The sequence below is a fragment of the Legionella steelei genome (genome assembly GCF_001468005.1).
In the GTDB taxonomy this organism is placed as follows: Bacteria; Pseudomonadota; Gammaproteobacteria; order Legionellales; family Legionellaceae; genus Legionella; species Legionella steelei.
In genome coordinates, this window is the sequence record NZ_LNYY01000001.1 from 99,061 (window position 1) to 124,075 (window position 25,015).

Below are 25,015 nucleotides of genomic sequence, written 5' to 3' on the forward strand. Positions count from 1 at the left end.
ACAACTTTGCGAGATGACTATGTTTAAAAAAACCGTTGCCGCCTTATTGTTGTTAGGGACCAGTCAGCTCTTTGCAAATGCAGAATCCGATTTATCCCATTTTTTTAATAATTTGGGGTTTGATGCCAATGTGACGGGATCGCATGCTTATCAAACACAAGCGGCAGGTTATGCTGCACTGGGTTCGGTGTATGCCCGTAATCAAGTACGTACCATACGTCTTGCGCATGTGGATGTTCCTGGAATGCGCTCTGGTTGTGGTGGTATTGATCTCTTCGCAGGCGGGTTTTCCTTCATCAAGTCGGATCAGATTGTGAAGTTCATGCAAAATATTTTGTCAGGAGGAGCAGGCTATGCGTTAAACCTGGCCTTAGAGACGGAGCTTCCTGAAATTGCACATGCGATGCAGTTTATGCAGAAACTGGCGAATGAAATTAATGGCACCAATTTTAATTCCTGTGAAATGGGTGAGAATTTAAGTGCCGCTGTGTGGCCGCGAAATAGGGCGGCACAACAGCGTCTTTGCGAAGATTTGGGTCGCCACAAAGGAACCTTTACGGATTGGGCCATGGCACGTCAGAAATGTTCCACGGGAGGTGAAGCTGATTCCATATTGGCTGAGGCTAAAAATAATCCTGAATACAAAGACAGGGTGCTAATCAATACCAATGTGGTTTGGGATTCCTTACAAATTAATCAGTTTATTGCACAAGATCCCAAATTAGCGGAAGTATACATGTCTATTTCAGGAACCATTGTCTTTAACGCGAAAGGGGCGTTAATGACTTATCCTTCGCTTGCAACCAATCAAGATTTCATTAAAGCCTTGTTGTACGGAGGAAAGTTACCCAGTTACCACTGCTCTGATACGGGACCGCAGTCGCATTGTTTATCTATTGATGCCACAAGCACGCAAGAAATCAGTGCCAAAAAAGCATTAGTGGCTCAAGTGCAAGAATTACTGCAGGGGATTTATGACAACATTAAAATGGGCAAAGAGTTATCCGATAAGCAAAAGGGGCTGATTGAGCTAACACAACCCGCAGTTTTTAATCTCATTTCTGCCAATGCGCAACAAAACACGGGTATTCAAGGCAGTTATGAGCTGGCTCAAAGTGTGGCAACGGACCTTTTAGCACAATACCTTTCCAATTCCCTCGATATCATTCGAGCCTCGCTCTCAGGAAAAGAACTAGGCGCTCACAATGAAGAGCGTTTATACAAAAATCTGCAGACGGCACAACAGTTTGTGACTCGGTTTGGCACGGAGAGCCGTGAGCGGTTTAATGCGGCTTTACAGACGAATGAATTAATCCGCAATAACGTCAAACAAGCATTAAGTGCATTAACACCCACCTTAAGAACCGCCTATTATGGAGACGCGCAATGAGTCTTTTAACCATTTATACGCCACAAAATGGAGAGTATCTAAAAACAGTACTGGATGCCATGGTTACTCTGTTGGGCACATCAACCTACAAATCGGCTCAGGACATTGTGAGTATTCTTGCTGTAGGGGTGGTTGGGTTTCAATACGTGAGTGGTAAAAGGATTCAAGCCATTAGTCGTTATGTTTTGTGTACGTTTGTCTTTTTGTTCTGTATTTTAGGCATCAAAACGCCGGTGGCCATCATTGACATGCAAACGGCCGATTCAGCGGGACCTGCACTAACTGTAGATCATGTACCTTTAGGCGTTGGGCTGCCTGCGGCACTTATTAGTGGCATTGGGTATGGGATCACTCAAGTATTTAGTGACGTGTTTCATATGCCGCAGGATTTAGATTACACCCGAACCGGCATGTTGTTTGGCTCACGTACCTTCTTAGCGTCCACCAGTTCTAATTTGTCTTTGTCGCCTGAGCTCTCTCGTGATTTATCCACCTACATCAGGCAATGCATTTTTTCAGCCAAACTTTTGGGGAGTCAGCAAATTTCACCCAATGAGATGAAGCACAGCTCTGATTTAATTCGGTTGTATTTTGAGCATCCATCCCCCATTTATCGTGTCTTATTTCATGATGGTACTAATTTGAGCTGCATTGAGGCAGCAGCACGTTTAAAACCAGAACTTAATGAGGGGATAGAAAAACAACTCGTTCATTTATCGAATATTATGACCAAGGGTGATAAAGAGAAGTTTAGTGATGGTTTGGCGGCAGCTCATTCCTATTTTATGAACGTGTCCAAAGATGCAGCCCAAGTACTCACACAAAATATTTTAATTAATGCCACCCGAGAATCAGCCCTTGATGCCTTTGCTTTTGCTGGTGCGGATGCGGAGCTGATGAATTACACCAACAGTTCCAGTCTGCAAAAAATGCACGTGGCTGAAGCGAATAGTTTTTGGCTTGCAGGGTATCGACTTCCTTATTACATGACCGTCTTTTGGATGCTAACTCTGTGTATTTTTCCTTTAGTGATGTTATTAGCGCTGGTGCCCGCCATGCATGGGGTATACATGATCTATATGCAAACCCAAGTGTTTTTATGGTCTTGGCCTCCGATGTTTATCATTATTCATTTTTTTGTGTCGTTAGCGTCTTCTACCACACTGACTTTATTTGGTTCTAAAAATGGTGGGGTTACTTTTTCAACCATTGATTCCATCGCCAGTATTCAAAGTAGCTTTGCGTATACGGCAGGGGGCTTGGCTATCAGTGTTCCAGTGATTTCCCTTTTTATTGTCAAAGGATTACCTAATTTATTAAGCGCTGCGTCTCAACATCTAGGAGGAATGGCGCAATCGTTATCTACAGGAGAGGCTCAATCGGCTACACAAGGAAATATTTCCATGGCTTCTTACAGTGGTTGGAACATGAACCACAACAACACCCATGCGAATAAATGGGATACCAATTATCAGCATATGGAAGGGCGAGCTACTGTTCAAGCGGATAATGGTGCCTTGCTCTCACAGGGATTGGATGGGTCGCGCGTGATTAACTCACAGTCTGCAATGAGTCAGATGGCAACGCGATTACACGCATCCGACAGAATCAGCGCTTCATTGCAAGACAGTGCAAGCCTTTCGTTCCAGAATGCCCAATCGCATCGAACCAGTGCAGATTCTCATTACCAACAAGCCTTGAGTGGACTCTCTCAATTTAATGAAAGCGATGCCAGCGAGGTGCGCGAAGGAACGGGTATTAATAGAACGCTCAGTAATGCGTTGAATCAAGATATTCGTCAAATGCAAGATGCGGTTAACCAATACAATCAGCATCATGACAAATCAGGACAGGTGTCGTGGGATGCGGCGGTTTCGGCCAGAATTGATACTCGCAAAGGGGTATTTGGATCGTTCGCTCATGCAGTCACGGGTATTTCTGGGGAAGCGAGCACGAGTTTGAAAACAGGTTTGTCTGCTTCTAACTCGGTTCAAGCCTTTTTTAACTCCAGTGAAGGTCAATCATTCTCTAGCGCATTGAACCACATGGAGGCTACAGCCAAGACGCACCACTTAGATGCCAATGATTCGTTTAATTTGTCGAAATCCGAACAAATCGCAGCCAACCTATCTCAAGGACATGCATTATCCGATATGGCCTCAGCAGAATACAGTAAGGGCGAACATTATCAACACATGGCTAACCGTGTGAAAGAGCACTCCGACGGGATGGATAGAGTATTGGATCAAGCGTTTCATGATTGGGCGGTGCAGCATCATGGGGTCCAGGTAGAAAAGGCACTGATGGGGACCGATGCTTCGAGCTTAAGCGCACAACAACAATTGGCCGATCAGTTTATGAGTTCTTCCCAAGGACAATCGGCAGTCAAAGAGCAAGTAAGCCGCATGATCCACTCATCACCTGATCAAGTGAAAAGTCAATTTGAAGCGCAACGTGCTTCGATGACTGCCCATCAAAAAGCACTCATCAACCAAGCCCATCAGGATGGTGCTGGAGGCGTTTTAAATAAATCGCAAGAGCGACATTTAAGCCAGGTGCAAGATAACACCATCCAGCAAGCGCACGATCTGCATATGGATAATCGCGAAGATTTATCGAAAGCCTATCAACACCAAGAGGGCAGTACACAACACGAGATTAAGGCCTCGCAAGCGGATTTAGCAAATCGGCAATCAAAACAAAAACAGGATTATGTGGACAATGATCGTTGGTACAAGGAAGGACGTTATGAATAAGCAAACACGTGCGCTTAGAAGAGCGGTCAAACCAATGGATTTAAAATCATGAAACAAAGTTCCTTGCAAAATATGTGGCAATTTATGAGTGGCGGTCAGATTTTTGACTATAAAACCAAAATGATGATTCAGGTAAGTAACCGTATTTTTCACTGGGCTGTCTTAGGTTTTGTCGTGCTTTTTTCGCTGATTATGGCGTTTTATGCATCGTCTGAATTAAAGCTGGTGGTGCTTAACCACATTTCAAGGTTCCTGGTTAAATTCCATTACGGGGAGTATGTGTTATGGACCAATCTGAATGGGAGTAAAATTACAGCGCTTTTTTATCAAAAAAGTCCCCTTATTCAAGCATCCGTGCAGCTGGCTCAGGATGCTCTTTGGAGAAAAGCGCAAGTTTCTTTATTTTTTGGTGGAGCGGTGTATTTGTTGATTACGCTGTTGTTTTCCCGTTTCTTTATTAAGTTAGGTGAAAAATACACCAAAGATCAATTTGTTTCCGGTACGCGCTTAGCGTCTTCGCCTAAAGAAACCATCAAATCGGTCAACGAATCACAACGCGGTGCTTCAGAAATTAAACTTTTGAATCGCCTTCCTATGCCTAAGTATTCTGAAAAACAAGGGATGTTGTTTCATGGCACAACGGGTGCTGGAAAAACGCAAGCCATGATGATGCTTTTGGAGCAAATTAGGGCCCTGGGCGAGCCTGCAATCATTTATGATAAAGAATGCACCATCAAACCGTATTTCTTTGATGAGCGCATTGATGTGGAGCTCAATCCCATTTCAAAATTATGCGCTAATTGGAAAATGTGGCGAGAATGTGCCAATCCGTTGGAGTTTGGCTCCTTTGCCACGTATTTAATTCCTAAATCAGTTCAAGGCAGCGATCCGTTTTGGGTGGACTCAGCAAGAACCATTTTTACCTCGATGGCATGGAAAATCAGGGATTATGCAGAAAAAGATCCCGTGTTTCTTCTTCAATTATTACTTACCACCTCATTGGAGGAAATCAGGAACATTCTCAAAGGGACTGAATCTGAAAATCTGGTGAGTAAGGAAATTGAAAAAACGGCCATTTCCATTAAATCCGTGTTGGCAACCTATACCAAGGCGCTGCGCTTTCTTGAGGGACTTGAGAAGTCGGGTAAAGAAGACTTTTCGATTAAAGAGTGGATTGAAAATACATCCGATCCTAAAAAGTACAATAAGGGGTGGTTATTTATTACGTCACGCTCCAAATACCATAAAGAAATAAAGCCTTTAATTTCTTTGTGGTTAGGACTTGCTATGCAAGGGGTGCAATCCTTGGCGGCTAATAATAAGGGGCGTATATGGCTTGTCATGGATGAATTGGCGAGCCTGCATCGTTTAGAAACCATTTCAGACACTCTGGCAGACATTCGTAAATTTGGAGGGTGTGTTGCCATTGGCATTCAATCTATTGCGCAATTAGATTTTATCTATGGAACCCATGAGGCCGGAGCCATTGCGGATCTACTCAATACATCCATTTATTTTAGGAGTCCAAAATCGAAAGTGGCTAAGTGGGTTTCCGACGACTTAGGTCCACAAGTGATTAATGAGATGAAAGAAAGTCAGTCTTATGGTCCTGATTCTGTTCGTGATGGTAATACGGTGGGTTCGCAACGCACCAAGCGAAATACGGTTGAAGAGGGCGATATTATGACTCTGGATGACATGGAATGCTATGTTCGTTTGGTAGGAAATCATCCCATCACCCGTTTGAAAAACAAATACATTGAGCGTAAAGAAATTTGTGTATCCCTTATTGAGCGAACCATCAATTTTGATGCATTGGAAAAAGTAAATCACCGCGCGTTAATGGTGCAGAATAACCCTCAAAGAAATGACGACGTTAAAAAAATCCATCAATTTGAAACACTGGCGCATGAGGTATCGGATAAGGATTTAGTACCTCCTGAATCACCTTATGCGGAACCCAAAGACCAAGCTGCAGCTAACAAAAACGACACCGATGCTATTGAGTTGCGTGAGGCGTCCATTGTTATAAAAGAAATTTTTTAAGTCATCCAGGGAGGTATTATGTTGACCTTAAATAAAATAAGTGCAGCCAAAGACGCGGTGCATTATTACACCAATCAAGATAATTATTATTTAAGCGATCGAGATTCGCTTAATAGTCTCTCACGATGGATAGGGAATGGTGCACAAAAGTTACAGCTGTTCGGTCAAATTGAGCCTTCGCAATTTTTGCAGTTACTAGACGGACAATTACCCAGTGGGCAATTGCTGGGTATTATCGATAAAGGAGAACGTATGCATCGTCCTGGAACTGATGTGACTTTATCAGCGCCTAAGTCCGTATCCATTTTAGCCCTGGTGGGTCAGGATGAGCGCTTGCTTCAAGCCCATCAAGAAGCCGTGAACATTACCTTTGGTCGGATTGAGCAGCTGGCAGCAGAAGCACGCATTACATTTAATGGCGAAACCACCTTTGAAAAAACTCGTAATTTAGTAGCAGCCATGTTTGTCCATACAACCTCTCGTGAATTAGATCCCGATTTGCACACGCATGTACCCATACTCAACATGACCGAGCGTTCGGATGGATTATGGCGCTCTTTATCGTCACGAGCAAAAAATGATAAAGAGCATCTGGATCATGGTTTTCGTGAATTAATTTATTCTAATCAGCATTATTTGGGATTGGTATACATGTCCTCTTTAGCGAAAAAAGTTAAGGAGCTGGGCTACGATATTCGCATTAAAGACAGGTACGGTAATTTTGAGATTGTAGGTATTAGTGATGAGGCTATTACTGCTACATCCAAAAGGCGCGTACAGATTCTTGATGATATGAAGGAACGTGGCACAAGTAGTGCGAAGGCTGCTGAAAAATCTAATTTATCAACCCGCAACCCCAAAACTGAAATAAACAGTCAAGCGCTGCATCAACAGTGGGTAGACGAAATTAAAGAGCTTGGTATTGATTTAGGCGCGATAATCCAGGATTCCAAATTAAATAACGGACGAGGAGCGGTTAAAAGCACGCACACCAAACCTCTAAGCCATGATGCGCAAAAAGCCGTGAATGATGCGCTAGCTCATTTGTCCGAATATTCCACTCAAATCCAGCATGGGGCTTTAGTACGCCAGGCCATGACTTTTTCAGCAGGTCTTGTGGGGCATGAGGATATTGAGCGGGAAATTGAATCGCTTTTGGCGGCAAGGACACTCCAGGGAAAACCCTTGGAATATTATACAACGGCGCCTCTTCTTGCCCGCGAGAAGGAGTTTATTGCAAAAATTACCAACGAGTTAAAAGTAAGTTTTTCAATTCCAGTACCAAATCATGGGCTCTCTTCTCAGATATTTAAAAATAGCGAGCGCATTCAAATCATTGATGTAGAGGGGTTTCGGTGCGAGAAAGAGCTGATTCAAGACATGGTGCATCTTGCAGAAGCACATCAACTCAATTCCTATGTGTTGCATCCAGGTCACCTAAAAACACAGCAACTTCGAGCAGATATCAAGCATTTGGAGACAGGATTTATTTCCAGGATTAAAAATTTGTTTAAAGACGATATTGTACATACGGTGTCTGGGTTTCAATATCATTATGGGAAACACATCAAATCGTCACCGTTTTTGAGAAAAAAGCAAGATTTAGTGATTGTTCATGATGCACAAAAACTTTCTTTCGATGATTTATCTGCGTTAAGCGATATTACTCAAGCAAGCCAAAGTAAACTTATTTTATTGAATAACTCGGCAGGAACCTTGGGTTTTAGTGCAGGAAATCCTATTAAGATCTTAAAAGAGCAGGGCATTCATTCGTATAAATCGTTAACAGCCCCTATCAAAGGGGAGCTCAAGCTCTCGATTGGAAAACAAGCTAATGAATCCATGAGTTCCGCTTGGCTTCAATTGACGCCAGAACAGCAGCAAAAAAGTGCGCTGGTTACTTTGAATAACAAACAAAAAGAGGCCTTGACGAGCCAGATACGAGAAGGGCTGGTGCAACAGGGTCAGTTATCTAGGCAAATGAAAAAGGTCACGGTTTTGGCAACAGTCGCTATGACACAAACGGAAAAAGGATACACCCACTCTTATAAAGCGGGTGATAAAATTACGTTTTATAATGAAGGGCGAATACCGAAGCACTATAAGGTGTGTGACGTTGGTGCCAATGGGCTGCATTTAGAAAATGCCCAGGGCAAGACGAGTCTGTTTGCTTATGATACCAAAGAAGACTTTCGTGTATCACGAGAAAAAATACTGGAAGTCGCTGTTGGTGAGCGGTTAATCAATGAACAATCCCTAGTTCATCAGCGCGTTAAATATGCGCCTAAGAGTTCGTTTGTTGTGTCAAAAATTACTGAAGAGGGAATTTATGTTCGCCATGAGTCCAACACCTTATTTTTGACTAATAAAGCGTTGTCCGAACATCATTTTGATTATGATTATTGTAAAAAACCGCATGAGATAAAACCAGACACCACACTAGTGTTTATGGCGGCAAGACCGTACCAGCTCAATCGTAATCTCATCGGAGAAATTGGTGAAAACGCGCAGCAGGTGCTTTTATTTACGGATGATGAACAAAAAGCACAGCGTTTTTTAGAAAAAGAGCAATTGAAATGGACTGCTTATGATGTGCAACAAAAAAAGCCCGATTTAGTCTATCGTGATATGGCCTATGCCAATAAAGCATTGGAACGAGAAATCAACTCGTTAATTCAGCATCTGAGTCTGAAATCAGAAGATAAAGAGGGCATTGCAGCCACAGCACTCACGTATGCGCTTGCTAAATGCACGGAACGCAATGCGGCTTTTAAACACAGTGATTTAATGACCCATGCTTTAATGCATGCATTAGGAGAGGCAGATTTTGAAGACATTGCCCCATTACTGAAAGGACGAATGGCCGATTCTCTTGTTCATTTGGATACCTATTGGACGACCAAAGAGGCATTGCACATTGAAGAAGAGATACTTAAGGCTAATTACAAAGAGCAAAATACAGTAAAGCCCATTGAGCCTTCTGCGCAAAAGCTTTTGTCATTACCTGAAACCTTAACGCAAGGGCAAAAAGATGCCATCACGTTAGTGGTGAGCACATCCGACCGGTTTGTATCCATCCAAGGGCTTGCGGGTGTTGGTAAGACCACAATGATGCGACATGTGAAGGACATTGCACAGAGCAATCAGTTTCAAGTACTTGGATTAGCGCCTACGCATAAAGCCGTAGAGGAGCTCAATGCGAATGGCATCCAGGCGCAGACCGTGGATAGTTTTTTACGCAATGACGGGGGGTTGAGTGCAAGTCATTTAGTCATTGTGGATGAAAGCTCCATGATTGATAATGAGAAGTACCATGCCTTACAACAAAAGTGCATTGGCTCCCAATCACGAATGGTGTTTACAGGGGATATTACTCAGTTACAATCCCTGGCTTCAGGGATTCCTCATGAGCTCACCATCAAAAGCCAATCGCAAAAAACAGCGTTTATGACGGAGATTGTGCGCCAGAACCCGAATCCTGAATTAAAAAAAGCAGCTGAATTTGCATCACGTAGAGAAATTGGTAAGGCTTTTGAACTCATAAAAAACATTAATCCCGAAGAGTACGTGCAACGAAAGACACCGATACAGGGATTGAATCATTCATCATTGATTGAAATTAATTGTACTGATGAGGAAGGAAAAAAGGACTATACATCCATTTACCGTGCTATTGCTGACGATTTTCTCAGCCGAACCCTTGAATGCCAAAAAAATACGCTAGTGGTCGCTCATGCTCATGAGGACAGAACACCCATTGAAGTATTACTCCGTGATGGTTTGCGCAAACAACATCAATTACACAGTCAAGATGTACTGTGTAAGCGCTTATTTCCAATCAGCCTGGATCAAGCGGACCAAGTCAAAGCGCATTCTTTTGAACCAGGTGATGTCATTCGGTTTGGTAAAAACTATTCAGTGGCTAAAAAGGACGAGTATTTCACTATCAAAGCCATTGATAGTGAATCAAATAAATTGTTCTGTGTTGATGAGTCGCAGGTTGCGTTTACAATCAGTGCTTCTATTTTACCCAAAACAATGCCTTCCTTTTACAAATTACACGAGCGGCCTTTAGCCTCAGGGGATCGGATTCGGTTAAAGCGAAATGATGATGCCCGTGGCATTATTGCCAATGAAGAATATACGGTCACACAGGTTTTTGGTAAAACAGTAGGCTTAAGCAACAATAAAAATCAGGTCACGCTTAATTTAAAGGAACAAGCAGACCTTCATTGGGATTATGCCTATACAAATACAGCTTATTCCAGCCAGGGTGCTACATCCAAGTTCATGATTGCCTTGGAATTGGAAGATCGTCTTGTGGTAACCACTCACCGATCTCATGAAATTGATGCAACTCGTGCCAGTCATCAAGCAACCTTTTATACCGATAATTTTGAAGGATTGGTTAAAAGACTTGAAGATCTCCTGAAACAACGCGATGCGGATAAAACCTCTGCTGTATTGACCGAAGAGGCTTATCGCTTGAAACAACAGAAACAGCAACGAATCAGTACGCAGTTAATGGATCGTGCTCAAGAACACATTCTGGACGAAGCTAAGGAGCTGAGAAGCGATTCTCGACCCGCAAAAAAATACGAGTCTCCTCAAAAGCCGTCTATTAATGCGGATGAACTGTATAAAGGATTATTGAACGTATCTGATGCTTTAGCTAAAAGCCTTTTAGGAGAACCCAACCCTAAACTCTCTACTAAAAATGTATATCGTTATGGTTCTCTGGGAAGTCTTAAAATAGAGCTTAATTCAGGTTTATGGCATAACTTCGAAACGGAAGAATCAGGCAATCTGTTCCATTTAATTGAGAGGGAACAAGTACTGTCTGGCTTTAAAGAAACCTTGGAATATGCCGCACGATTTATCCATTACATCCCTGAGCACGAACGTAAGGCACCACAAAAATCGAGTGAACAAAAAGAAAAGCCAATGAACGAAGGGAAGCGTCAATTGGCTCAAACATTATTTCAAAAATCACAGCCTATTAAAGGGACCATCGCTGAAAAATACTTAATTATTCATCGTGGACTGGCTCATTATGAGCATGCTGATCTGCGGTATTGTAGTTCGGTATACACCAAGACCGAAGATGGGCAAAGGCATGTTCCCGCACTATTGGCTTTTAGTAAAGACGAACAAGGTAACGTACATCATGTTCAGGTGATCAAACTAGACCCTCAATCGGCTAATAAGGATAAGTCGTGTGTGCCGGTGAAACAAACGTTTGGTTCAATCAGCAATTATTTTGTCAATTTAAATCACCAGGGTAAAGGCGATATTGCTTATTTTACTGAAGGGGTTGAGACAGGGTTAAGTATCCTCCAAGCCAATGAGTCTGCGCGCGTGTGTGCTGTTTTGGGGAAAGCAAATTTTTCAAATATTGATCCCAAAAATAGTCCTAAACAAGTGGTTTTTTGCTTGGATAATGACGGAAAAGACACCTATAAATATGCAAAAAATGAACAAACCAATACGATTATAAAAGCCGCTCAGAAATTACACGATTCTGGTATCCATGTGTCCATTGTGATCCCTAAAAAAGAAAATACCGATTTAAACGATGTGCTTGTTAAGGAAGGAAAGGACGAGCTTAAAAAACAATTAAACAGGCTCATGAGTTTAGACGAATTTAAAAAGCAGTGTGCCTTAGAGAACAAGGAGCCGGAGCTCAAAAAAATAAATCAAGATAAGAAAATTCAGTCGTTGATAAAGCAAGATCGCAAACTGAATACACAAAATGACAATGAGTTGATACGGCTCAATCAAGGGTTAATTAATGGAATTAAAGAGCGCGTGCATCACAGGGAACTTGTAGAACGTAATCGTACTTTTAATAAACCACAGCCTAACCGAGAAATGGAGCGAGAGCTTTAAATTTAAAAATGAGCAGGCTGAATTATGTCTGTGCTGCACTATTTTTTCATTAAGGTATTTATGCTTAACGGAGTTTACTATGCTAAAAATTGTATTTGCACTGTTTTTAATCTGCTTTGTAATCGAGCGATTAGCTCCTGGTTGGAAGTTACCTCATGTTACAACCTGGCCTATTAGGGTGGTATTGCTTAATTTAGTGCAAATTGGTGTTGTTACATTGGCAGGTTACACCTGGGAATTATGGTTTTCTTCCTGGTCTATATTTCATCTGTCACATTATTTACCCTCTTCCGCGGGTGGTTTTATTGCCTATTTTATCGCAACGTTTGTGTTCTATTGGTGGCATAGAGCGCGTCATGAATTTGATTTTTTATGGGTTGGGTTTCATCAGATCCATCATAGTCCACAAAGGCTTGAGGTCATCACGTCGTTTTACAAACATCCTGGCGAAATGATTGTGAACTCTATCATCGGCAGCCTACTTGTATATACAGTTCTTGGTCTATCAATTGAGGCGGGTATGGTTTATACGGCTTGTACCGCGATAGGTGAGTTTTTCTACCATACCAATGTTAAAACACCTCAGTGGATAGGGTATGTATTTCAGCGTCCAGAGATGCACAGAATTCACCATCAATTCAATCGGCATAAAAATAATTACGGGGATATTGTATGGTGGGATATGTTATTTGGCACCTACGAAAATCCCAAGGAATGGAGCAAAACCTGTGGCTTTATTCCTGAAAAAGAAGAGCAATTATTCGAAATGTTATCTTACAAAGATGTTCATTCAAATGACCTGGTTTAATCATAAAACAGATCAGTTATTTCTTTGAAAGAGAAAGTAAATTCGCTTTTTCTACCCAAAAATCTCCATAAAATCATGAAATGATGAGAGCGGTTTAAGAAATCCCTTTTAATATATTTGGAATCATTCGTTCAATCATAGCTAATGCCGTTTCTGCGTCATAAGCACCCATTTTAGACAAGTCTTTGTTGTATACACTGTACAAAATCTCAGTAATAATTTGTATGGATCGAACACTATTTTCGATTAATAGTTGAGTTGATTCATCTGTCTTGTTTTCTAAAGATTGTAGATAAATACGCGCGCCAAATGACAGCATTTCTGCTGCGGTTACATTCAATTCGTTGTTATTCATTTTTGTTATTTCATTTAACGAATGAAGAGTATCTGCTCCAATATCAATGGTTATTTCCATAGCGATTCACCTTCTTCTATAGGTACTGTTTTAAGACCAATTCCGTTCATTTTAAATCGAACTTCTTTGTAAGAATTATTCTGAAATCCTGAGAAATTATCGTTTAAATATTCGATGGTTTTTTGTTTTATTTCTTTCAAAGAATCGTCATTAATATTGGATGAAATAACTAAACTTTGATAATGATTGTGATACATCAAATGGGGTATTGATGCATGAATTTGTTCAATCATTTTTCTGATATCTTGTAATGGATTTTCATTTCTTCTCTGCGGTGAAATCTCATTATGTAAGCAAAATTCTAAAAGAAATTTTAATGCTTTTGCTGGCGAAGTGTCTGATGAGCCTCGTTTTTGTAAATTAAATTGATCTGCAATTTTATTTAAGTACGCCCGTTCATATTCTGAAATACGTAAGGTAATAACATCATTTTCTTTCATAGAGAGCTCATTTATTGAATCAATACAAGTATACAATAGTATTATTTATGTATACAACTGTAATTTTAAGTTGATATCCATTGATTTATAAGGGGTACATGTATACAATTGTATACATGATGGTTTTACTTTAAATTACTAGTTTTTTAAGGTTATTGAATTATTTATATATAAATCATATGGTTACGTGCAAATATTTTAAAGCAATCATATTGCGTGGTGTGTGTAGCATCATAAAATACAACTAGGCACAATCCTTGTGAAGTACTACTATTAGTATAGTTAGAATAGTGGATTATGGAATAAATAAAGAGCGCGTGTCTTTGCGCGTTTGTGAAGGAATAAATTAGCTATCTAAATAGGATAAAAAAATGAAACTATTTTTTCAAAAGGATGTGATAGTTGATCGTATAAAAAAATTAATACAATTACTCATCCGAATTAAAGATTTTGTATTAGAACCGCCACCAGGTTATCTTGAATATCAAAAAGCCATTGCATCAAAAGATGAGCACTTTAATTACATGGAAAATGAATATTTTAAACGGCATATTTTGCCTTATATGATTAAAGGCCATGGCATAAAGCAGGACGATCATTCTTCTATTAATCAGCAATTATTTAATAATCATTCACAGGATACGTTTAGAGTAAATCCTGCTACTGGTTTGCCTATGATTGGTTCGTATGATGCGGGAGGAAGTCCATTTGGATTTAATTACAATCACTCCATGCATCATCATATTAATTATCATTCCAGCTTTAGCAATATGCATTCAAATAACCAATTTAATTCATTTGATTATTGGAATAGATAGTTGATACGTGTTAAGAATTTGTAACATTAAGCGAGGATATAATGCCTTTAATTACTGAAGATAAAATAAAGCAAACTGAAAAAATAAGAGTTGAAATTGATGCCAATATATATAAGGAAATTCAAGCCTATTGTGAATGGGCAAAACTGAAAAAAACGGATACATTTTTTGAAAAATCAGCGTTGTATATTCTAGCAAAAGATAAAAAATGGAAAGCCTCTGATGAATATTCAATGATTGATTAAAAGTTGTATTGCAATGCAGTTAATACGGTATGTAGTTAATCAATAAATTAATATCAATAATTAATGCCAAAGGGTAATTTATGTTTATTAAAATTTGCATTGTTATGAACTCAATTGCAATGATTTTTTGTGTTTTAAGTTCTAATAAAAATAGAAAACTATTGGAATCAATGCAGCGGTGCAATGGCGATTGTGTAAAATCTAGTAAGAGGGCAGAGTACATTGTATGATGGATATGAACACTATTCTTTTATTCATTGTCGTGCTTGTATTTCTGCGGTTATTCGATCTCAGTAATTTTGAATCTACTTGTCACCACGTTATCGATCATTGGTTAACTAGAAAATATGGAATACGTGGATTTGAAAAAAGAGCTTATAAACGTGGATTTCTTGGTTTATTTCACGAAGAATTAGCTCTTCGTTCACATCGACCAATAACCCAACGTGAGTGCCATTATGCGTTTCGTGTTGCTCAGTACAAGCATGAGAATAACTATTAAAAGTAAGTGGTGTAATGGTTTGCTGATCGGCGCATTAAATGATGGTTCTATTAGCAGTATTTGGATTAGGATATGAATATAAAAATAATTTTTAAACACACATTTTATTATTTAATTCCCTTAATCATTTTGTTGGCGTTTATTATTTCTTCTTATAATGCGCACTATGAGGATACATCTGAAGTTCCAGAGCTAATCTCGTTGAAGGAATTTAGCCTTATTGCCCAAGAGAAAGGAAATTTTCGGTTATCATTTTTAGATACGCTTTCTATTAACGTTTTTGATTTTATAGTACCAGCACGATTTATACCTAAAAAAGCCAGCTTGGAGCTATTAGATCAGAAAAGGCATGCTCTTGAATCCAATCAAGCTGGTGAGAGTGTTAATCAATGTGTACGGACTTTAAATATCACGTAATGTAAGTACAAACAGCCGTTAAGCTTAACACGAATACCGAAAATTATGCTGAGCAATTACCGATTAGGGTTTTTAAGCTGTACCCGCATAAACATTCTATTTGATTGGTGCTGTTTAAATAGGTTTCAATTAAGTATTCAGATTGTTTGTTCGGATCTTCGTCATCTTCAAAAATGGCCTGAGTAATTTTTTCCATAATATTCATAGAACCGCCCCTTATGTAAAGGCCGTAATTTAAGTTTACGGCCTATTTTAATCTGCTTAATCAATTGCGGCGTAAATGTCAGTAGCTTCTTTGTGGTATTCGATGTAATCCCGCAACAAATAATATTGATGGATTGTTTTATCCGATTTAGTTTTCCAACACAGTTGATTAAGAACACATAGGGTTGTAATGATTCCAGCAGCATCTGCGCTCACTTCACCATCATAGCCGTTGCCTTCCACATATATGGGGAGTGGCTCGTCCATGTCAGGAGCTAAATAAAAACCACGATTGCTCAATTCGTAAAAATGCCAATAGCCGCCTTCGTAAGAAGAGCACATCATTTTTAATGTATTGTAGACGGCTTGTTCGGCTCTTATCATCATGGTGCCGAAATGCTTAGGTAAAAAAGAAAGGCGTTGTTTGTCACTCACTAATTTTGAGGTAATGATTGTTGTCATTTTTGATCCTTAATGTTTTCTATTATGTTCCTAAGTGAACAAATACATTATGGCAAAAATCGGTAATTTTGTCAACAAAAAACATCTTATAAATTGACGTTTTGTTATTGCATGAGAATGCTATTTCATTCCAAGATGTAATTTATTAGCTTCATCGGCATTGATTTGTTGCATTCTTGTTTTAAATTCGGACGCGCTAAGCCTTTGACCTTGATCTAGCTCAAACCTGCTTATAGATGCAACAGAGTGAGGAGTGCTTTCTTTTTCCCAAGTGACTCGCACAAGGTATTCATCCTGTATTTTTATATAGATAATATGCGCATAGAAGTTATTGCCTTTAAAAAATCTCTCATGTTCAATCCAATCTTGAGAGTTTTTGTCAATTGGCCAGCAAAGTGTGTGTATTTGATAGTTTTTATAACGATTTTTTCCTTTGAATAGGTCATTTAAAAAATTTTTAAGCCCCTGGCTTCTAAAATAAGTATACCTCTCATCACCATAATGTTTAAAAAATAGCTCGGAAAATCGCTCTATGGGGCTTTTTTCGATAACAAAAAAATATGGCCAAAGGAGAGGTTTAAGAATCAAATAGCGTTTAACATCAGGCCTTTTTAGCAGCAAATCATTATTGTAATATATTTTTAAGCGTTTAAACTTGAGAAAGCTGTGGATGGAATAACTTAGAGTAATTAATCCATCTACTATATATAGTGTTATCAAAAACTCTTTTACACATACATCCATTGCTTATCACCATAATTTCTAAATCAAAATATAATCTTTAAATGAGGATTTTTAACGATCGGCTAATTATAACATTCTTATGGGTAATTGGCGTGTACTGTGATTCAGTTACGTTGCACATTCTGTTAAAATTAAATTAATGACAATCAACCGTATTTGATTTTGAGCGCAATCTGGTTATAATACAACTAACCATACCCGCCACGCCTCTTAACAATGCGGACCAGGGCGGGTTATTTATTTTATGCATTCAAAAATGGTTTTTAATAAACCACCTCTTTCCATACCAGAACAAATACATCACTTACGGCAAAAAGGGTTGTTGCTGGATAATGAACAAGAAGCTAGTCAGTATTTGACGACCATTGGTTACTATCGTTTGATGATTTATTTTAAGCCTTTTCTCATTAGCTCTGCGACAAGCTCTCACCAATTTAAACCCAACACACGATTTTCGGATCTTTTAAATTTGTATGCATTTGATAGGGAGCTGCGCTTATTAGTTATCGATGCCCTAGAGCGAATAGAAGTTTCTTTTCGTACCGCTATATCAAATGCAATGAGTTTGAAATATGGTGCACATTGGTATCTAAACATGAGTTTATTTTCTTCGGCGGAGCAACATCAAATGTTTTTGGAGGAGATTAAATCGCACCTGAAACGTTCACACGAAGACTTTATTAAAACGTATTATGCTAAATATCATCATCCAGAACACCCGCCAAGCTGGATGGTCATGGAATGCATTTCTTTTGGTACAGTGTCCAAGCTCTATGCCAATATTAAAGATCGTACTGTAAGAAAAGAAATTGGTGATATTCTTGGGCAATATAGTGAGATCATCAAATCGTGGATGCGCTCACTGACTTATACCAGAAATTTATGTGCTCACCATTCTCGCTTATGGAATCGGTTTTTCGTCAATAAACCCAAGGTTTCAGAAATAACAATATCTTTTGAACATAACGAGAGCCCTTTCTATCTACAGGCTTATATTATTCATGAATTATTAAAAAACAGCTCGCTAGGCAATCATTGGCGCAAACAATTGTTTCATCTTATGCAAAATCATCCTTCTATACCCTTTTCAAAAATGGGATTTTCTGAGCATTGGGAACAAGATGGCTTATGGTTGTTGGAATAAATTCGATAACGCTTGATGGAAACACCTAATACCTTTTGTTATTGGGGTTATAGAGCATAACCCCAATAACTCCGTTATTAATTTTTTATGTCTGCGCTAGCTACATTGCCAGTTATAATACTTTGCTGCAATTGCGATGCGATATCATTCGGTAACTGTGGCAATAAGATCGTACTGGATTTGTTATGTGATCCTATTTCTTTTAATGTATCAAAATATTGAGTAATCAATACCAAGTTCATTATATCTGCAGACGATACCCCGGGTACGGATTTTTGGAAATCCTCTACAGAATGGCTTAGCCCATCAATAATTGCTTTTCGTTGATTGGCTGTTCCTTCACCTTGTAATCGCTTGCTTTCTGCTTCTGCCTCTGCCTTTTTGACCATCAATATTTTTTCTGCTTCCCCCTTGGCTTGAGCGGCAACTTGCAATCGTTGTTGTTCGTTAATTTCATTCATTGCATTTTTTACTTTGGCTTCTAACTCTATGTTCGTTACTAATGCTTTGACAATTTCAAATCCAAAGTCTTTCATGGTGTCGGTTAAGTGGCTTTTAACGGCATTAGCAATGCTGTCTTTTTTTTCAAAAATATCATCCAAGATCATTGTTGGCGTTTCAGAGCGGACTAGATCAAGGACATAGGCCGTAATTTGTTGCGTAGGATCTTCCAATTTATAGTAAGCATCATAAACTCCGCCATCTTTGATGCGATATTGCACGGAAACTTGAATCTGGACAATCACATTATCTTTTGTCTTGGTTTCGACTTTGACATCTAATTGTTGAATTCGTAATGATAACTTACCGGCAATCCAATCAATAAAGGGTATTTTAAAATTAAGCCCCGCATGTGCAATAGAGTGATATTTTCCTAAGCGCTCAATGAGTGCAACCTCCTGTTGTTTGACAATAAACAGACCTGTTAAAATAAAGATTAACAAGAGAACAACAATGCCAATTAATAGTTCGATCATCATTTATATAACTCCTTATAGTTATAATTTATTGTTTAATTTTGTTTTATAAAAAAGAAATTCAGTAGTAATAATATGAATAAAAACGGCCATACATATAAGAAGTAGCTGTCCAATTTTTCTTGCATGGATTCAAAAAGGTCTTTTCTTGCTGCATTTGGAACGTAGTAGGAGTGAGATAATTCTAATACAAGCTTTTTATCCTTTTTGTCTCTCAACGTTACTTTAATGGCGTTATTCCCCCATGTTTCTGAATAGGTAAATTGATAGAAATGTGCGTTATTGGGTTTCATTTCATTAATATTCACCACATCAAAATCACTTATTGGTTTTGGGCTTTCATCTGAAAATCTGAGCTCATAAAGAAGCTGTTTGCGTTTTACTTGAATATCCGGTTTTTGGTTAGGGTTATACGATTTTTCAATTTTTGATTCAATTACTCTTTCTTTGAGTGGAACCAATTGAAGGGTGAACGCGCTAATGTATCTTTTTTCAGCTAACGCAATTAACCTGTTTTTTATCTGTTGATTTCTGCGCTCTAATGTTAATTGCTTATCCTGAAGCAAGCCACCTTGAGCTAATAATTGATTATTGCGCTCGTATTCACTATATAGCTCACCATCAGGTGATTCAAAATCCTGCTCATTGTAAGAGACAGGATGTCCCTTTTGCGAGAATAAAACAGAGCCTGCAGCTAACCCAGTTAAAAATTTAGAGTGTTTTACCGTAGGCGATATTCGCCGTGATTTCGTCTTTCCATGGGTATGAGCTATTCTAAATGATTTAGAATGCCCTGAATGAGCAGGAAAGGATAAAAAAGCCCCCATGAATAGGGTAAGGGCAAAAAGCCTATTTATAGTAATTAAATAGTTATGACTTCTTAAATAACTCATGTGCGATTCCTTTAGGTAATTTATCATCAAACCATTTCCAGAGTTCGAATTTGTTCGTTCCTTTTTCAAAATGAAGAAAATCCTCTTCAATTTCATCCTCATCGTTTATTGGTACATCCCCTAACTGGTGCCATAAATTTAAATAATCCATTGTATTCCCTCCTAATAGGTGAATAGGCTAGAAAAAATCTAGCCTACTTAATTGGATTACTCTTCTTCCTCGGTATAGTGCAACCCATCAATAAAGGCTTGAGCTACAGAGACGGCCTCTGACTCGGTTTTTAAACCACAAAATCCTTGGACGGTATGGCCATCATAATCATCGATGCGAATATCAGCTGTATAGCGTTCGTCGGACTCTTGATAACTAATTTCTATTTCGTGTCCTTTGTAGTGAAATTCTTTAATAACTCTAATCGGCTTTAAGAATAAATCGTCTGAAACAATTTCTATTACATCCCAATTAATACCTATGGTGGCATCATGATTTTTTTTAATGTGTTGTAATACGATACTTGCTTGCTCTTTGCTGAGCAGTGGCCTCACATCCAATACATCCTCTATAGACCAAACGATGCTAATTTCTTGTATTAAATTATTTGTTACAGCTGTTAGTACATTACTCATCAAAATCTCCAATTTGTTATTAAACAGTTAATTAGTGGTAACTCCCTAGTCATGCAGGGAGCGTAAATATTAATGATAAGAGGAATAATAAAGAGGAGTGCCATCCCAAAGACTTGCATGAGAGAAGGAATTCATGCGTACTCTGCCTTGCTCGTTTGCTCTTTTTCTAAATGGTTCATCAATAAAACAATTAGGTTTGGCTTTTGTTTTTCCGCAAAAAGCATCGTTTCGTTCAGTGATTTTTTCTTGTGCAATTTCTCTGAGTACCACAGTGGAAGTTCCAATTAGATCAATGACCTGATAAAAATCAATGTTAGTTTGCTCGTAACCCCAAGAAGCATAGAGGATGGAACCGATTTGAAGAGGGTGTTTAATCATGATTTATTCCTTATTCTATCTATTATGTTCCTAAGTGAACAACTACAGTATGACAAAATCTATATAAAAAGTCAATAAAAGAGATCTTTTTTATATATTTTTTTAAATAAATTCTTTGCCATCTAGGTGAGACAGCAAAGAGGGTATTATCTACAGAATGGCGTACTATTTCACTGCTCTCTTGGTAACATAATGACAACTTTTGGATTGCTATCGCCATCACGTAATATCTTGGCTTTTAATAAGGCAAATGTTGTTTTTAGTGCGATGCCATAACCAGGCATAGGAAATAACCTAAAATGAATAACGGATCTTTTAGGTGATTTATGAATGGAATGAGCCAACATTAAAAGAATGTTTTTTAATTTAGAGTATAGATCATCGCTATTTCCAATATACTTATTCCAAACGGCTTGCGTGATTGCAACAGGAACAGCATAACCAAGGAGCTTCGCTTGTTCGGAAATGTTAATTAATGGGGTTGTTACGTGTTGTTTATTTTCGTTTGAGTGAATAATCATTGTTGTGTCTCCATCTAATGGCTTTGTCGAAGGAAAGCCCACTTAAGGGCTTTCTATTTATGCAAGGCGTGCTTGTTCTTTTTGTGAAACGTGCACACTGCCATATTTTTCTCTAATCGCATTCATTGAATATTTGCCAAAAGAGCGGGAGCGCATGGCATCTGCAGGTCTAAAGTACCAGCATTCTTTCTGGGGTGCCCATTTAAATCCTGCTGCCTTTAAAGTGTCTTTGTGAGGTTTTGTATTCCCTGAAACCCAAACCCATGCACCACAAACTTCAATGATTAAGCCTAAAGTGCAAATTTGATTTAACGCATTGGCTACTTCATCACCGTACAAAGCCGCATCGCTGGTGACGTGAGCAGCGCCATCAAAGTTTTTTAATACCTCAAAGGCCACATTTATCATCTTCATGATTTCAAGACCGGCTGGGTTTCTATCGGGGTGGAATTTGGAGCAGGCTTTTTTATATGCCTTTTTAATATCGTCTTGAGATACTTGGCCAGAAAGACCTAATACTTTTAATGCATCGTATTGATTCATGGTGATTCCTTATTTTTTCTTTTATGTTCCTAAGTGAACATCTATAGTATGGCATATCACAACAAAACAGACAATATAAAAGATGTTTTTAATTTATCTTTTTTATGGATTTTATTTATTGACAAATTTGGTTCTTGTTAATAAACTAATTAGTGTCATTAGGACAATCAAAGAAAACGAGGTAATTATGATTCATCTAAATCAAACCAATGCACCACTTGAGCTGGCCTTTTCTTTAAACGATTTATTGAGAGCGTTAATGCTTACATCTTCATCTACCAGAAATCAGAATATTTCTTATTCCTACTGGAATAGGTTGTCTATTAAAGAAGCCATAGGCGCTTATCTGGAATTAAATACTCTTGTTCATTACCCCCAACTATGCAATGCACTAAGGCGGTTAGAGAGCTTAGATTATCAGGTAGAACTTTCTCTGGAGGATATTCCTGAGATGAATCAACAGGGTGTTGAGGCGATGATCTATTCTTTAGAGACAATAAAAAATAAATTATTGGATGCACGAACTCAAAAAGCCGCCCTTGATGCTCAATTTAATAACCTTGTTTACCTATACGGACAAAATGCAACAGTGCCTGTATTGCGTGCTTTTAAACCTTATTATTCTTTGCGAAGAGCAACTTACTATAGTCAGTACACTACGCGTGCCAGAAAAATAAATATTTCCGGTGTTCCTTATTTCATGCATTATCATGGCTATCGATTACAAAAACTAAAAAACCTTTATGAATTAAATGAACACCATTTATTAGGTCGGTATTTTGATGCAACAAAACAGGATACAACAGCAATAACCCCAGTAATGAGAACCTATTTATTGGGAGGATTCATCAATACGTCCTTGTTTGCATTTCGTTCTAAATACGATTACAAACAATCTGGTAAAAAATACTACATCGATTTGGCAACAAACAAAACGTACACGCGATTAAACGATGCAAAAGACTGTGCATTGCAATACTGTAACAATCCATCACTTATTTTATTAGAGGCTTCTTAATGAAAAAATTATTGCGATTCGAAGTGAAACAAAATTTGCGTAGACCCTCAAGGGTTTACGTCAAATCAACGGATGGGAAGAGCATTTATGGTTCTTTTCATATGAATGAGCCCGATTTATTCGATGGTTGGGATAATCTTTCAATTAATCAAACGATTGAATTAAAACAGTTCATGCAAAATCTTAAGGCCATTCATCAGCACTTGCATCCTTCACCAACAAGCACATTGCTCGATTTGCGCTTTCGACTGCCTTATGAATTTATCGACGTTTTGGAGCAGATTGAAATTATTTGTGACGAGCAAAAAGTGGAGTTAAACATCTTTGAACCTATGGTTAGCAGTATGATACAGCAAATTAAAATTGCAGTAGGGAAGCTTTCAGGTTCCAGCAAAGAACAGGCTTTAACTTTACTGAAGCAAGTAAACCTTGCCGAATATAAAAAGCAGGATTTTAGTAATCAAATAAAATCTATTTTTTCAGAATTACAAGCCGTTGTTAATCGTTCTGAGAAATTGCACCACAAAGCGATAACCTTATTTGATAAAGATAAAAGCTATTCTCCTATGGCTATTAAGGGCATGGCTGGCGGAGAAACAACACCCTCAAAATGGTTGGTGGCCTGTGCAGTTGAAGTATTGCTCGATGAAAAAAACGATATTCTTTTTAAGATTCTCACCGAAGATGATGTGTTTATGTTATGGGCTAAACAATTGCTCGATCAAGGACATAATCCTGAGAGTATCAAGCATAAAATAGATACGCTCAATAAAAATGAGTTAATTAATAAGATTAAATGCTATAAAAATAATATGCTAAAATAGCAACCATTTGCATAGATAATTTTTACAAGAGAGTATTGATAGTGTTCTTAACATTTACCAACGGCTTTATCATTTTGCTGGGGCTTGTGCTTACGTGGTGCATTCTATTTTCTATTTTCAATGAAAAATCATCGCAGCGTTTGGGTATAAAGCTAGGAATCTTGGTATTGTTCCTATCTCCATTCATCGCTAAATTAAGTTATGATTTTTATGCAACTGCTTCGCGACAATTGTTTTTTATGGGTGCCAATGGCGAAATTCAATTATCGTATTCACCATTAAAAGTGCCAAAGAACCAAAATAACCATTATTGCAATCGCTTTACAGACAGCAAAGGTAATTTGTTAAAACGCTCTACAGTAGGTGATAAGCATCTATTTTGTGGTGTTTTTTGGAATATGGGGGAACATGACGTGGTGTTTTTGCCTTACAAACTTTTGGATAATAATAAAGCCATCTATTGGGCTTCACCAGAACTAAAAATTATCGGCCCAATGCCTCCTGAACTCCTTTTAATAAAAAACAAAGAAAAAAATACCCATTCGATTTCATCAGAAAAACCCAATAGAATTTATGTTGAAGCAGGTAAAACAGCGCATATTATAGTAACAAAAAAATTTAAGCTTCCATCTGATACAGCTCACAAGGAAAAAACAATTTCCCCTGGGGCAGTGTTATCAGGAGTTACGCTAGAACCGTTTGACGTCTCAGAAAAACTGAGCCGAGGACGTTTTAAATTATTCATTGGAAATACATCATGTATCGCCTCGTCAGATACACATATTAGGCCTGATTATGATACAACAACTGCTATAGCTAACATCATCAGCTTAAATTGTTCTAATGATGAGGAACATGCGATTCCTATAGAAGCAATAGCAACCGTTTCTGGAAGAGCATTATACCCTAAAGAATAAGCGATGTGCTAAAGCACGGCTCACATCATGATCAAAA

General features: G+C 38.4%; 25 protein-coding genes. 13 read left to right on the forward strand and 12 right to left on the reverse strand.

The features are described 5' to 3' along the window. Window positions 1–19: 19 nt before the first annotated feature. The 5 genes from Lste_RS00490 (at window position 20) to Lste_RS00510 (ending at window position 12,889) form a co-directional block, all read left to right on the forward strand. On the forward strand, window positions 20–1,390 hold the full coding sequence (locus tag Lste_RS00490; protein WP_058509121.1) for a conjugal transfer protein TraH: 1,371 nt from the start codon (window positions 20–22) through the stop codon (window positions 1,388–1,390). Then, window positions 1,387–4,146 carry a conjugal transfer protein TraG N-terminal domain-containing protein gene (locus Lste_RS00495; protein WP_058509122.1) on the forward strand — a complete coding sequence of 920 codons (2,760 nt, stop codon included), beginning with the start codon at window positions 1,387–1,389 and terminating at the stop codon, window positions 4,144–4,146. The genes Lste_RS00490 and Lste_RS00495 overlap by 4 nt, the downstream gene beginning before the upstream one ends. 48 nt (window positions 4,147–4,194) lie before the next feature. After that, entirely contained in the window at window positions 4,195–6,192 is a 1,998-nt protein-coding gene (traD, locus tag Lste_RS00500) for a type IV conjugative transfer system coupling protein TraD (protein ID WP_058509123.1), read from the forward strand. Window positions 6,193–6,210: 18 nt separating this feature from the next. After that, window positions 6,211–12,081, forward strand: a complete 5,871-nt coding sequence (gene traI, locus Lste_RS00505) for a conjugative transfer relaxase/helicase TraI (protein WP_058509124.1) — start codon at window positions 6,211–6,213, stop codon at window positions 12,079–12,081. 79 nt (window positions 12,082–12,160) lie between these two features. Then, entirely contained in the window at window positions 12,161–12,889 is a 729-nt protein-coding gene (locus tag Lste_RS00510) for a sterol desaturase family protein (RefSeq protein ID WP_058509125.1), read from the forward strand. Window positions 12,890–12,983: 94 nt separating this feature from the next. On the opposite strand, the gene Lste_RS00515 is transcribed toward Lste_RS00510, so the two are convergent. Beyond that, window positions 12,984–13,304: a hypothetical protein gene (locus Lste_RS00515; RefSeq protein ID WP_058509126.1), complete on the reverse strand. Its 321-nt coding sequence runs from the start codon at window positions 13,302–13,304 to the stop codon at window positions 12,984–12,986. Beyond that, the gene (locus Lste_RS00520) at window positions 13,295–13,744 is read right to left on the reverse strand and encodes a hypothetical protein (RefSeq protein WP_058509127.1); all 450 of its coding nucleotides are present in this window, start codon (window positions 13,742–13,744) and stop codon (window positions 13,295–13,297) included. Before Lste_RS00520 ends, Lste_RS00515 begins: the two co-directional genes overlap by 10 nt. A 371-nt stretch (window positions 13,745–14,115) precedes the next feature. On the opposite strand from Lste_RS00520, the gene Lste_RS00525 reads away from it, so the two are divergent. The 4 genes from Lste_RS00525 (at window position 14,116) to Lste_RS00545 (ending at window position 15,726) form a co-directional block, all read left to right on the forward strand. Further along, window positions 14,116–14,562 carry a hypothetical protein gene (locus Lste_RS00525; RefSeq protein WP_058509128.1) on the forward strand — a complete coding sequence of 149 codons (447 nt, stop codon included), beginning with the start codon at window positions 14,116–14,118 and terminating at the stop codon, window positions 14,560–14,562. 41 nt (window positions 14,563–14,603) lie between these two features. Then, window positions 14,604–14,807 carry a hypothetical protein gene (locus Lste_RS00530; RefSeq protein ID WP_058509129.1) on the forward strand — a complete coding sequence of 68 codons (204 nt, stop codon included), beginning with the start codon at window positions 14,604–14,606 and terminating at the stop codon, window positions 14,805–14,807. A 226-nt stretch (window positions 14,808–15,033) separates the two neighbouring features. After that, a complete protein-coding gene (locus Lste_RS00540) occupies window positions 15,034–15,309 on the forward strand; it encodes a hypothetical protein (protein ID WP_058509131.1) in 276 nt (91 codons plus the stop codon). A 72-nt stretch (window positions 15,310–15,381) separates the two neighbouring features. Further along, window positions 15,382–15,726 (forward strand): hypothetical protein, encoded by a 345-nt coding sequence (locus tag Lste_RS00545; RefSeq protein WP_058509132.1) that lies wholly within the window; start codon window positions 15,382–15,384, stop codon window positions 15,724–15,726. A gap of 43 nt (window positions 15,727–15,769) precedes the next feature. Here Lste_RS00545 and Lste_RS19035 read toward each other — a convergent pair whose 3' ends face one another. From Lste_RS19035 to Lste_RS00555, 3 genes are all read right to left on the reverse strand, one after another. After that, complete coding sequence (locus Lste_RS19035) at window positions 15,770–15,931, reverse strand: hypothetical protein (protein ID WP_157070673.1); 162 nt, start codon at window positions 15,929–15,931, stop codon at window positions 15,770–15,772. Window positions 15,932–15,987: 56 nt separating this feature from the next. Continuing rightward, window positions 15,988–16,392: an antirestriction protein gene (locus Lste_RS00550; RefSeq protein WP_058509133.1), complete on the reverse strand. Its 405-nt coding sequence runs from the start codon at window positions 16,390–16,392 to the stop codon at window positions 15,988–15,990. A 120-nt stretch (window positions 16,393–16,512) separates the two neighbouring features. Beyond that, window positions 16,513–17,136: a hypothetical protein gene (locus Lste_RS00555; RefSeq protein ID WP_058509134.1), complete on the reverse strand. Its 624-nt coding sequence runs from the start codon at window positions 17,134–17,136 to the stop codon at window positions 16,513–16,515. Between the two features lie 244 nt (window positions 17,137–17,380). Here Lste_RS00555 and Lste_RS00560 point away from each other — a divergent pair, with 244 nt between their 5' ends. Continuing rightward, window positions 17,381–18,280, forward strand: a complete 900-nt coding sequence (locus Lste_RS00560) for an Abi family protein (RefSeq protein ID WP_058509135.1) — start codon at window positions 17,381–17,383, stop codon at window positions 18,278–18,280. Window positions 18,281–18,357: 77 nt separating this feature from the next. Here Lste_RS00560 and Lste_RS00565 read toward each other — a convergent pair whose 3' ends face one another. The 7 genes from Lste_RS00565 to Lste_RS00590 form a co-directional block, all read right to left on the reverse strand. Continuing rightward, window positions 18,358–19,260 carry an SPFH domain-containing protein gene (locus Lste_RS00565; RefSeq protein WP_193393363.1) on the reverse strand — a complete coding sequence of 301 codons (903 nt, stop codon included), beginning with the start codon at window positions 19,258–19,260 and terminating at the stop codon, window positions 18,358–18,360. Between the two features lie 32 nt (window positions 19,261–19,292). Further along, the gene (locus Lste_RS00570; RefSeq protein ID WP_058509136.1) at window positions 19,293–20,150 is read right to left on the reverse strand and encodes a hypothetical protein; all 858 of its coding nucleotides are present in this window, start codon (window positions 20,148–20,150) and stop codon (window positions 19,293–19,295) included. Beyond that, on the reverse strand, window positions 20,128–20,301 hold the full coding sequence (locus tag Lste_RS19340; protein WP_193393364.1) for a hypothetical protein: 174 nt from the start codon (window positions 20,299–20,301) through the stop codon (window positions 20,128–20,130). The genes Lste_RS00570 and Lste_RS19340 overlap by 23 nt, the downstream gene beginning before the upstream one ends. Window positions 20,302–20,357: 56 nt before the next feature. After that, window positions 20,358–20,777: a hypothetical protein gene (locus tag Lste_RS00575; protein ID WP_058509137.1), complete on the reverse strand. Its 420-nt coding sequence runs from the start codon at window positions 20,775–20,777 to the stop codon at window positions 20,358–20,360. A gap of 69 nt (window positions 20,778–20,846) precedes the next feature. Next, on the reverse strand, window positions 20,847–21,155 hold the full coding sequence (locus Lste_RS00580) for a hypothetical protein (protein WP_010655357.1): 309 nt from the start codon (window positions 21,153–21,155) through the stop codon (window positions 20,847–20,849). A gap of 170 nt (window positions 21,156–21,325) precedes the next feature. Beyond that, window positions 21,326–21,676, reverse strand: coding sequence for a hypothetical protein (locus Lste_RS00585; RefSeq protein WP_058509138.1), 351 nt, complete (start codon window positions 21,674–21,676; stop codon window positions 21,326–21,328). Window positions 21,677–21,733: 57 nt separating this feature from the next. After that, on the reverse strand, window positions 21,734–22,219 hold the full coding sequence (locus tag Lste_RS00590) for a J domain-containing protein (protein WP_058509139.1): 486 nt from the start codon (window positions 22,217–22,219) through the stop codon (window positions 21,734–21,736). A gap of 187 nt (window positions 22,220–22,406) precedes the next feature. Here Lste_RS00590 and Lste_RS00595 point away from each other — a divergent pair, with 187 nt between their 5' ends. Genes Lste_RS00595 through Lste_RS00605 form a run of 3 tightly spaced genes read left to right on the forward strand, consistent with a single transcriptional unit; the run spans window position 22,407 to window position 24,978 of the window. Further along, the gene (locus Lste_RS00595) at window positions 22,407–23,237 is read left to right on the forward strand and encodes a hypothetical protein (protein ID WP_083503884.1); all 831 of its coding nucleotides are present in this window, start codon (window positions 22,407–22,409) and stop codon (window positions 23,235–23,237) included. Next, window positions 23,237–24,061, forward strand: coding sequence for a hypothetical protein (locus Lste_RS00600; RefSeq protein ID WP_058509141.1), 825 nt, complete (start codon window positions 23,237–23,239; stop codon window positions 24,059–24,061). Before Lste_RS00595 ends, Lste_RS00600 begins: the two co-directional genes overlap by 1 nt. A 41-nt stretch (window positions 24,062–24,102) precedes the next feature. Then, window positions 24,103–24,978 (forward strand): hypothetical protein, encoded by an 876-nt coding sequence (locus tag Lste_RS00605; RefSeq protein WP_058509142.1) that lies wholly within the window; start codon window positions 24,103–24,105, stop codon window positions 24,976–24,978. Window positions 24,979–25,015 lie beyond the last annotated feature (37 nt).

Coding starts and splice junctions, on each gene's coding strand:
- Lste_RS00595 (WP_083503884.1), top strand. CDS start 22,407: ATGATTCATCTAAATCAAACCAATGCACCACTTGAGCTGGCCTTTTCT.
- Lste_RS00540 (WP_058509131.1), top strand. CDS start 15,034: ATGATGGATATGAACACTATTCTTTTATTCATTGTCGTGCTTGTATTT.
- traD (WP_058509123.1), top strand. CDS start 4,195: ATGAAACAAAGTTCCTTGCAAAATATGTGGCAATTTATGAGTGGCGGT.
- Lste_RS00520 (WP_058509127.1), bottom strand. CDS start 13,744: ATGAAAGAAAATGATGTTATTACCTTACGTATTTCAGAATATGAACGG.
- Lste_RS00555 (WP_058509134.1), bottom strand. CDS start 17,136: ATGGATGTATGTGTAAAAGAGTTTTTGATAACACTATATATAGTAGAT.
- Lste_RS00560 (WP_058509135.1), top strand. CDS start 17,381: ATGCATTCAAAAATGGTTTTTAATAAACCACCTCTTTCCATACCAGAA.
- Lste_RS00565 (WP_193393363.1), bottom strand. CDS start 19,260: ATGATGATCGAACTATTAATTGGCATTGTTGTTCTCTTGTTAATCTTT.
- Lste_RS19035 (WP_157070673.1), bottom strand. CDS start 15,931: ATGAATATTATGGAAAAAATTACTCAGGCCATTTTTGAAGATGACGAA.
- Lste_RS00570 (WP_058509136.1), bottom strand. CDS start 20,150: ATGAGTTATTTAAGAAGTCATAACTATTTAATTACTATAAATAGGCTT.
- Lste_RS19340 (WP_193393364.1), bottom strand. CDS start 20,301: ATGGATTATTTAAATTTATGGCACCAGTTAGGGGATGTACCAATAAAC.
- Lste_RS00525 (WP_058509128.1), top strand. CDS start 14,116: ATGAAACTATTTTTTCAAAAGGATGTGATAGTTGATCGTATAAAAAAA.
- Lste_RS00590 (WP_058509139.1), bottom strand. CDS start 22,219: ATGAATCAATACGATGCATTAAAAGTATTAGGTCTTTCTGGCCAAGTA.
- Lste_RS00585 (WP_058509138.1), bottom strand. CDS start 21,676: ATGATTATTCACTCAAACGAAAATAAACAACACGTAACAACCCCATTA.
- Lste_RS00515 (WP_058509126.1), bottom strand. CDS start 13,304: ATGGAAATAACCATTGATATTGGAGCAGATACTCTTCATTCGTTAAAT.
- Lste_RS00545 (WP_058509132.1), top strand. CDS start 15,382: ATGAATATAAAAATAATTTTTAAACACACATTTTATTATTTAATTCCC.
- Lste_RS00550 (WP_058509133.1), bottom strand. CDS start 16,392: ATGACAACAATCATTACCTCAAAATTAGTGAGTGACAAACAACGCCTT.
- Lste_RS00490 (WP_058509121.1), top strand. CDS start 20: ATGTTTAAAAAAACCGTTGCCGCCTTATTGTTGTTAGGGACCAGTCAG.
- Lste_RS00580 (WP_010655357.1), bottom strand. CDS start 21,155: ATGATTAAACACCCTCTTCAAATCGGTTCCATCCTCTATGCTTCTTGG.
- Lste_RS00495 (WP_058509122.1), top strand. CDS start 1,387: ATGAGTCTTTTAACCATTTATACGCCACAAAATGGAGAGTATCTAAAA.
- Lste_RS00600 (WP_058509141.1), top strand. CDS start 23,237: ATGAAAAAATTATTGCGATTCGAAGTGAAACAAAATTTGCGTAGACCC.
- Lste_RS00530 (WP_058509129.1), top strand. CDS start 14,604: ATGCCTTTAATTACTGAAGATAAAATAAAGCAAACTGAAAAAATAAGA.
- Lste_RS00575 (WP_058509137.1), bottom strand. CDS start 20,777: ATGAGTAATGTACTAACAGCTGTAACAAATAATTTAATACAAGAAATT.
- Lste_RS00510 (WP_058509125.1), top strand. CDS start 12,161: ATGCTAAAAATTGTATTTGCACTGTTTTTAATCTGCTTTGTAATCGAG.
- traI (WP_058509124.1), top strand. CDS start 6,211: ATGTTGACCTTAAATAAAATAAGTGCAGCCAAAGACGCGGTGCATTAT.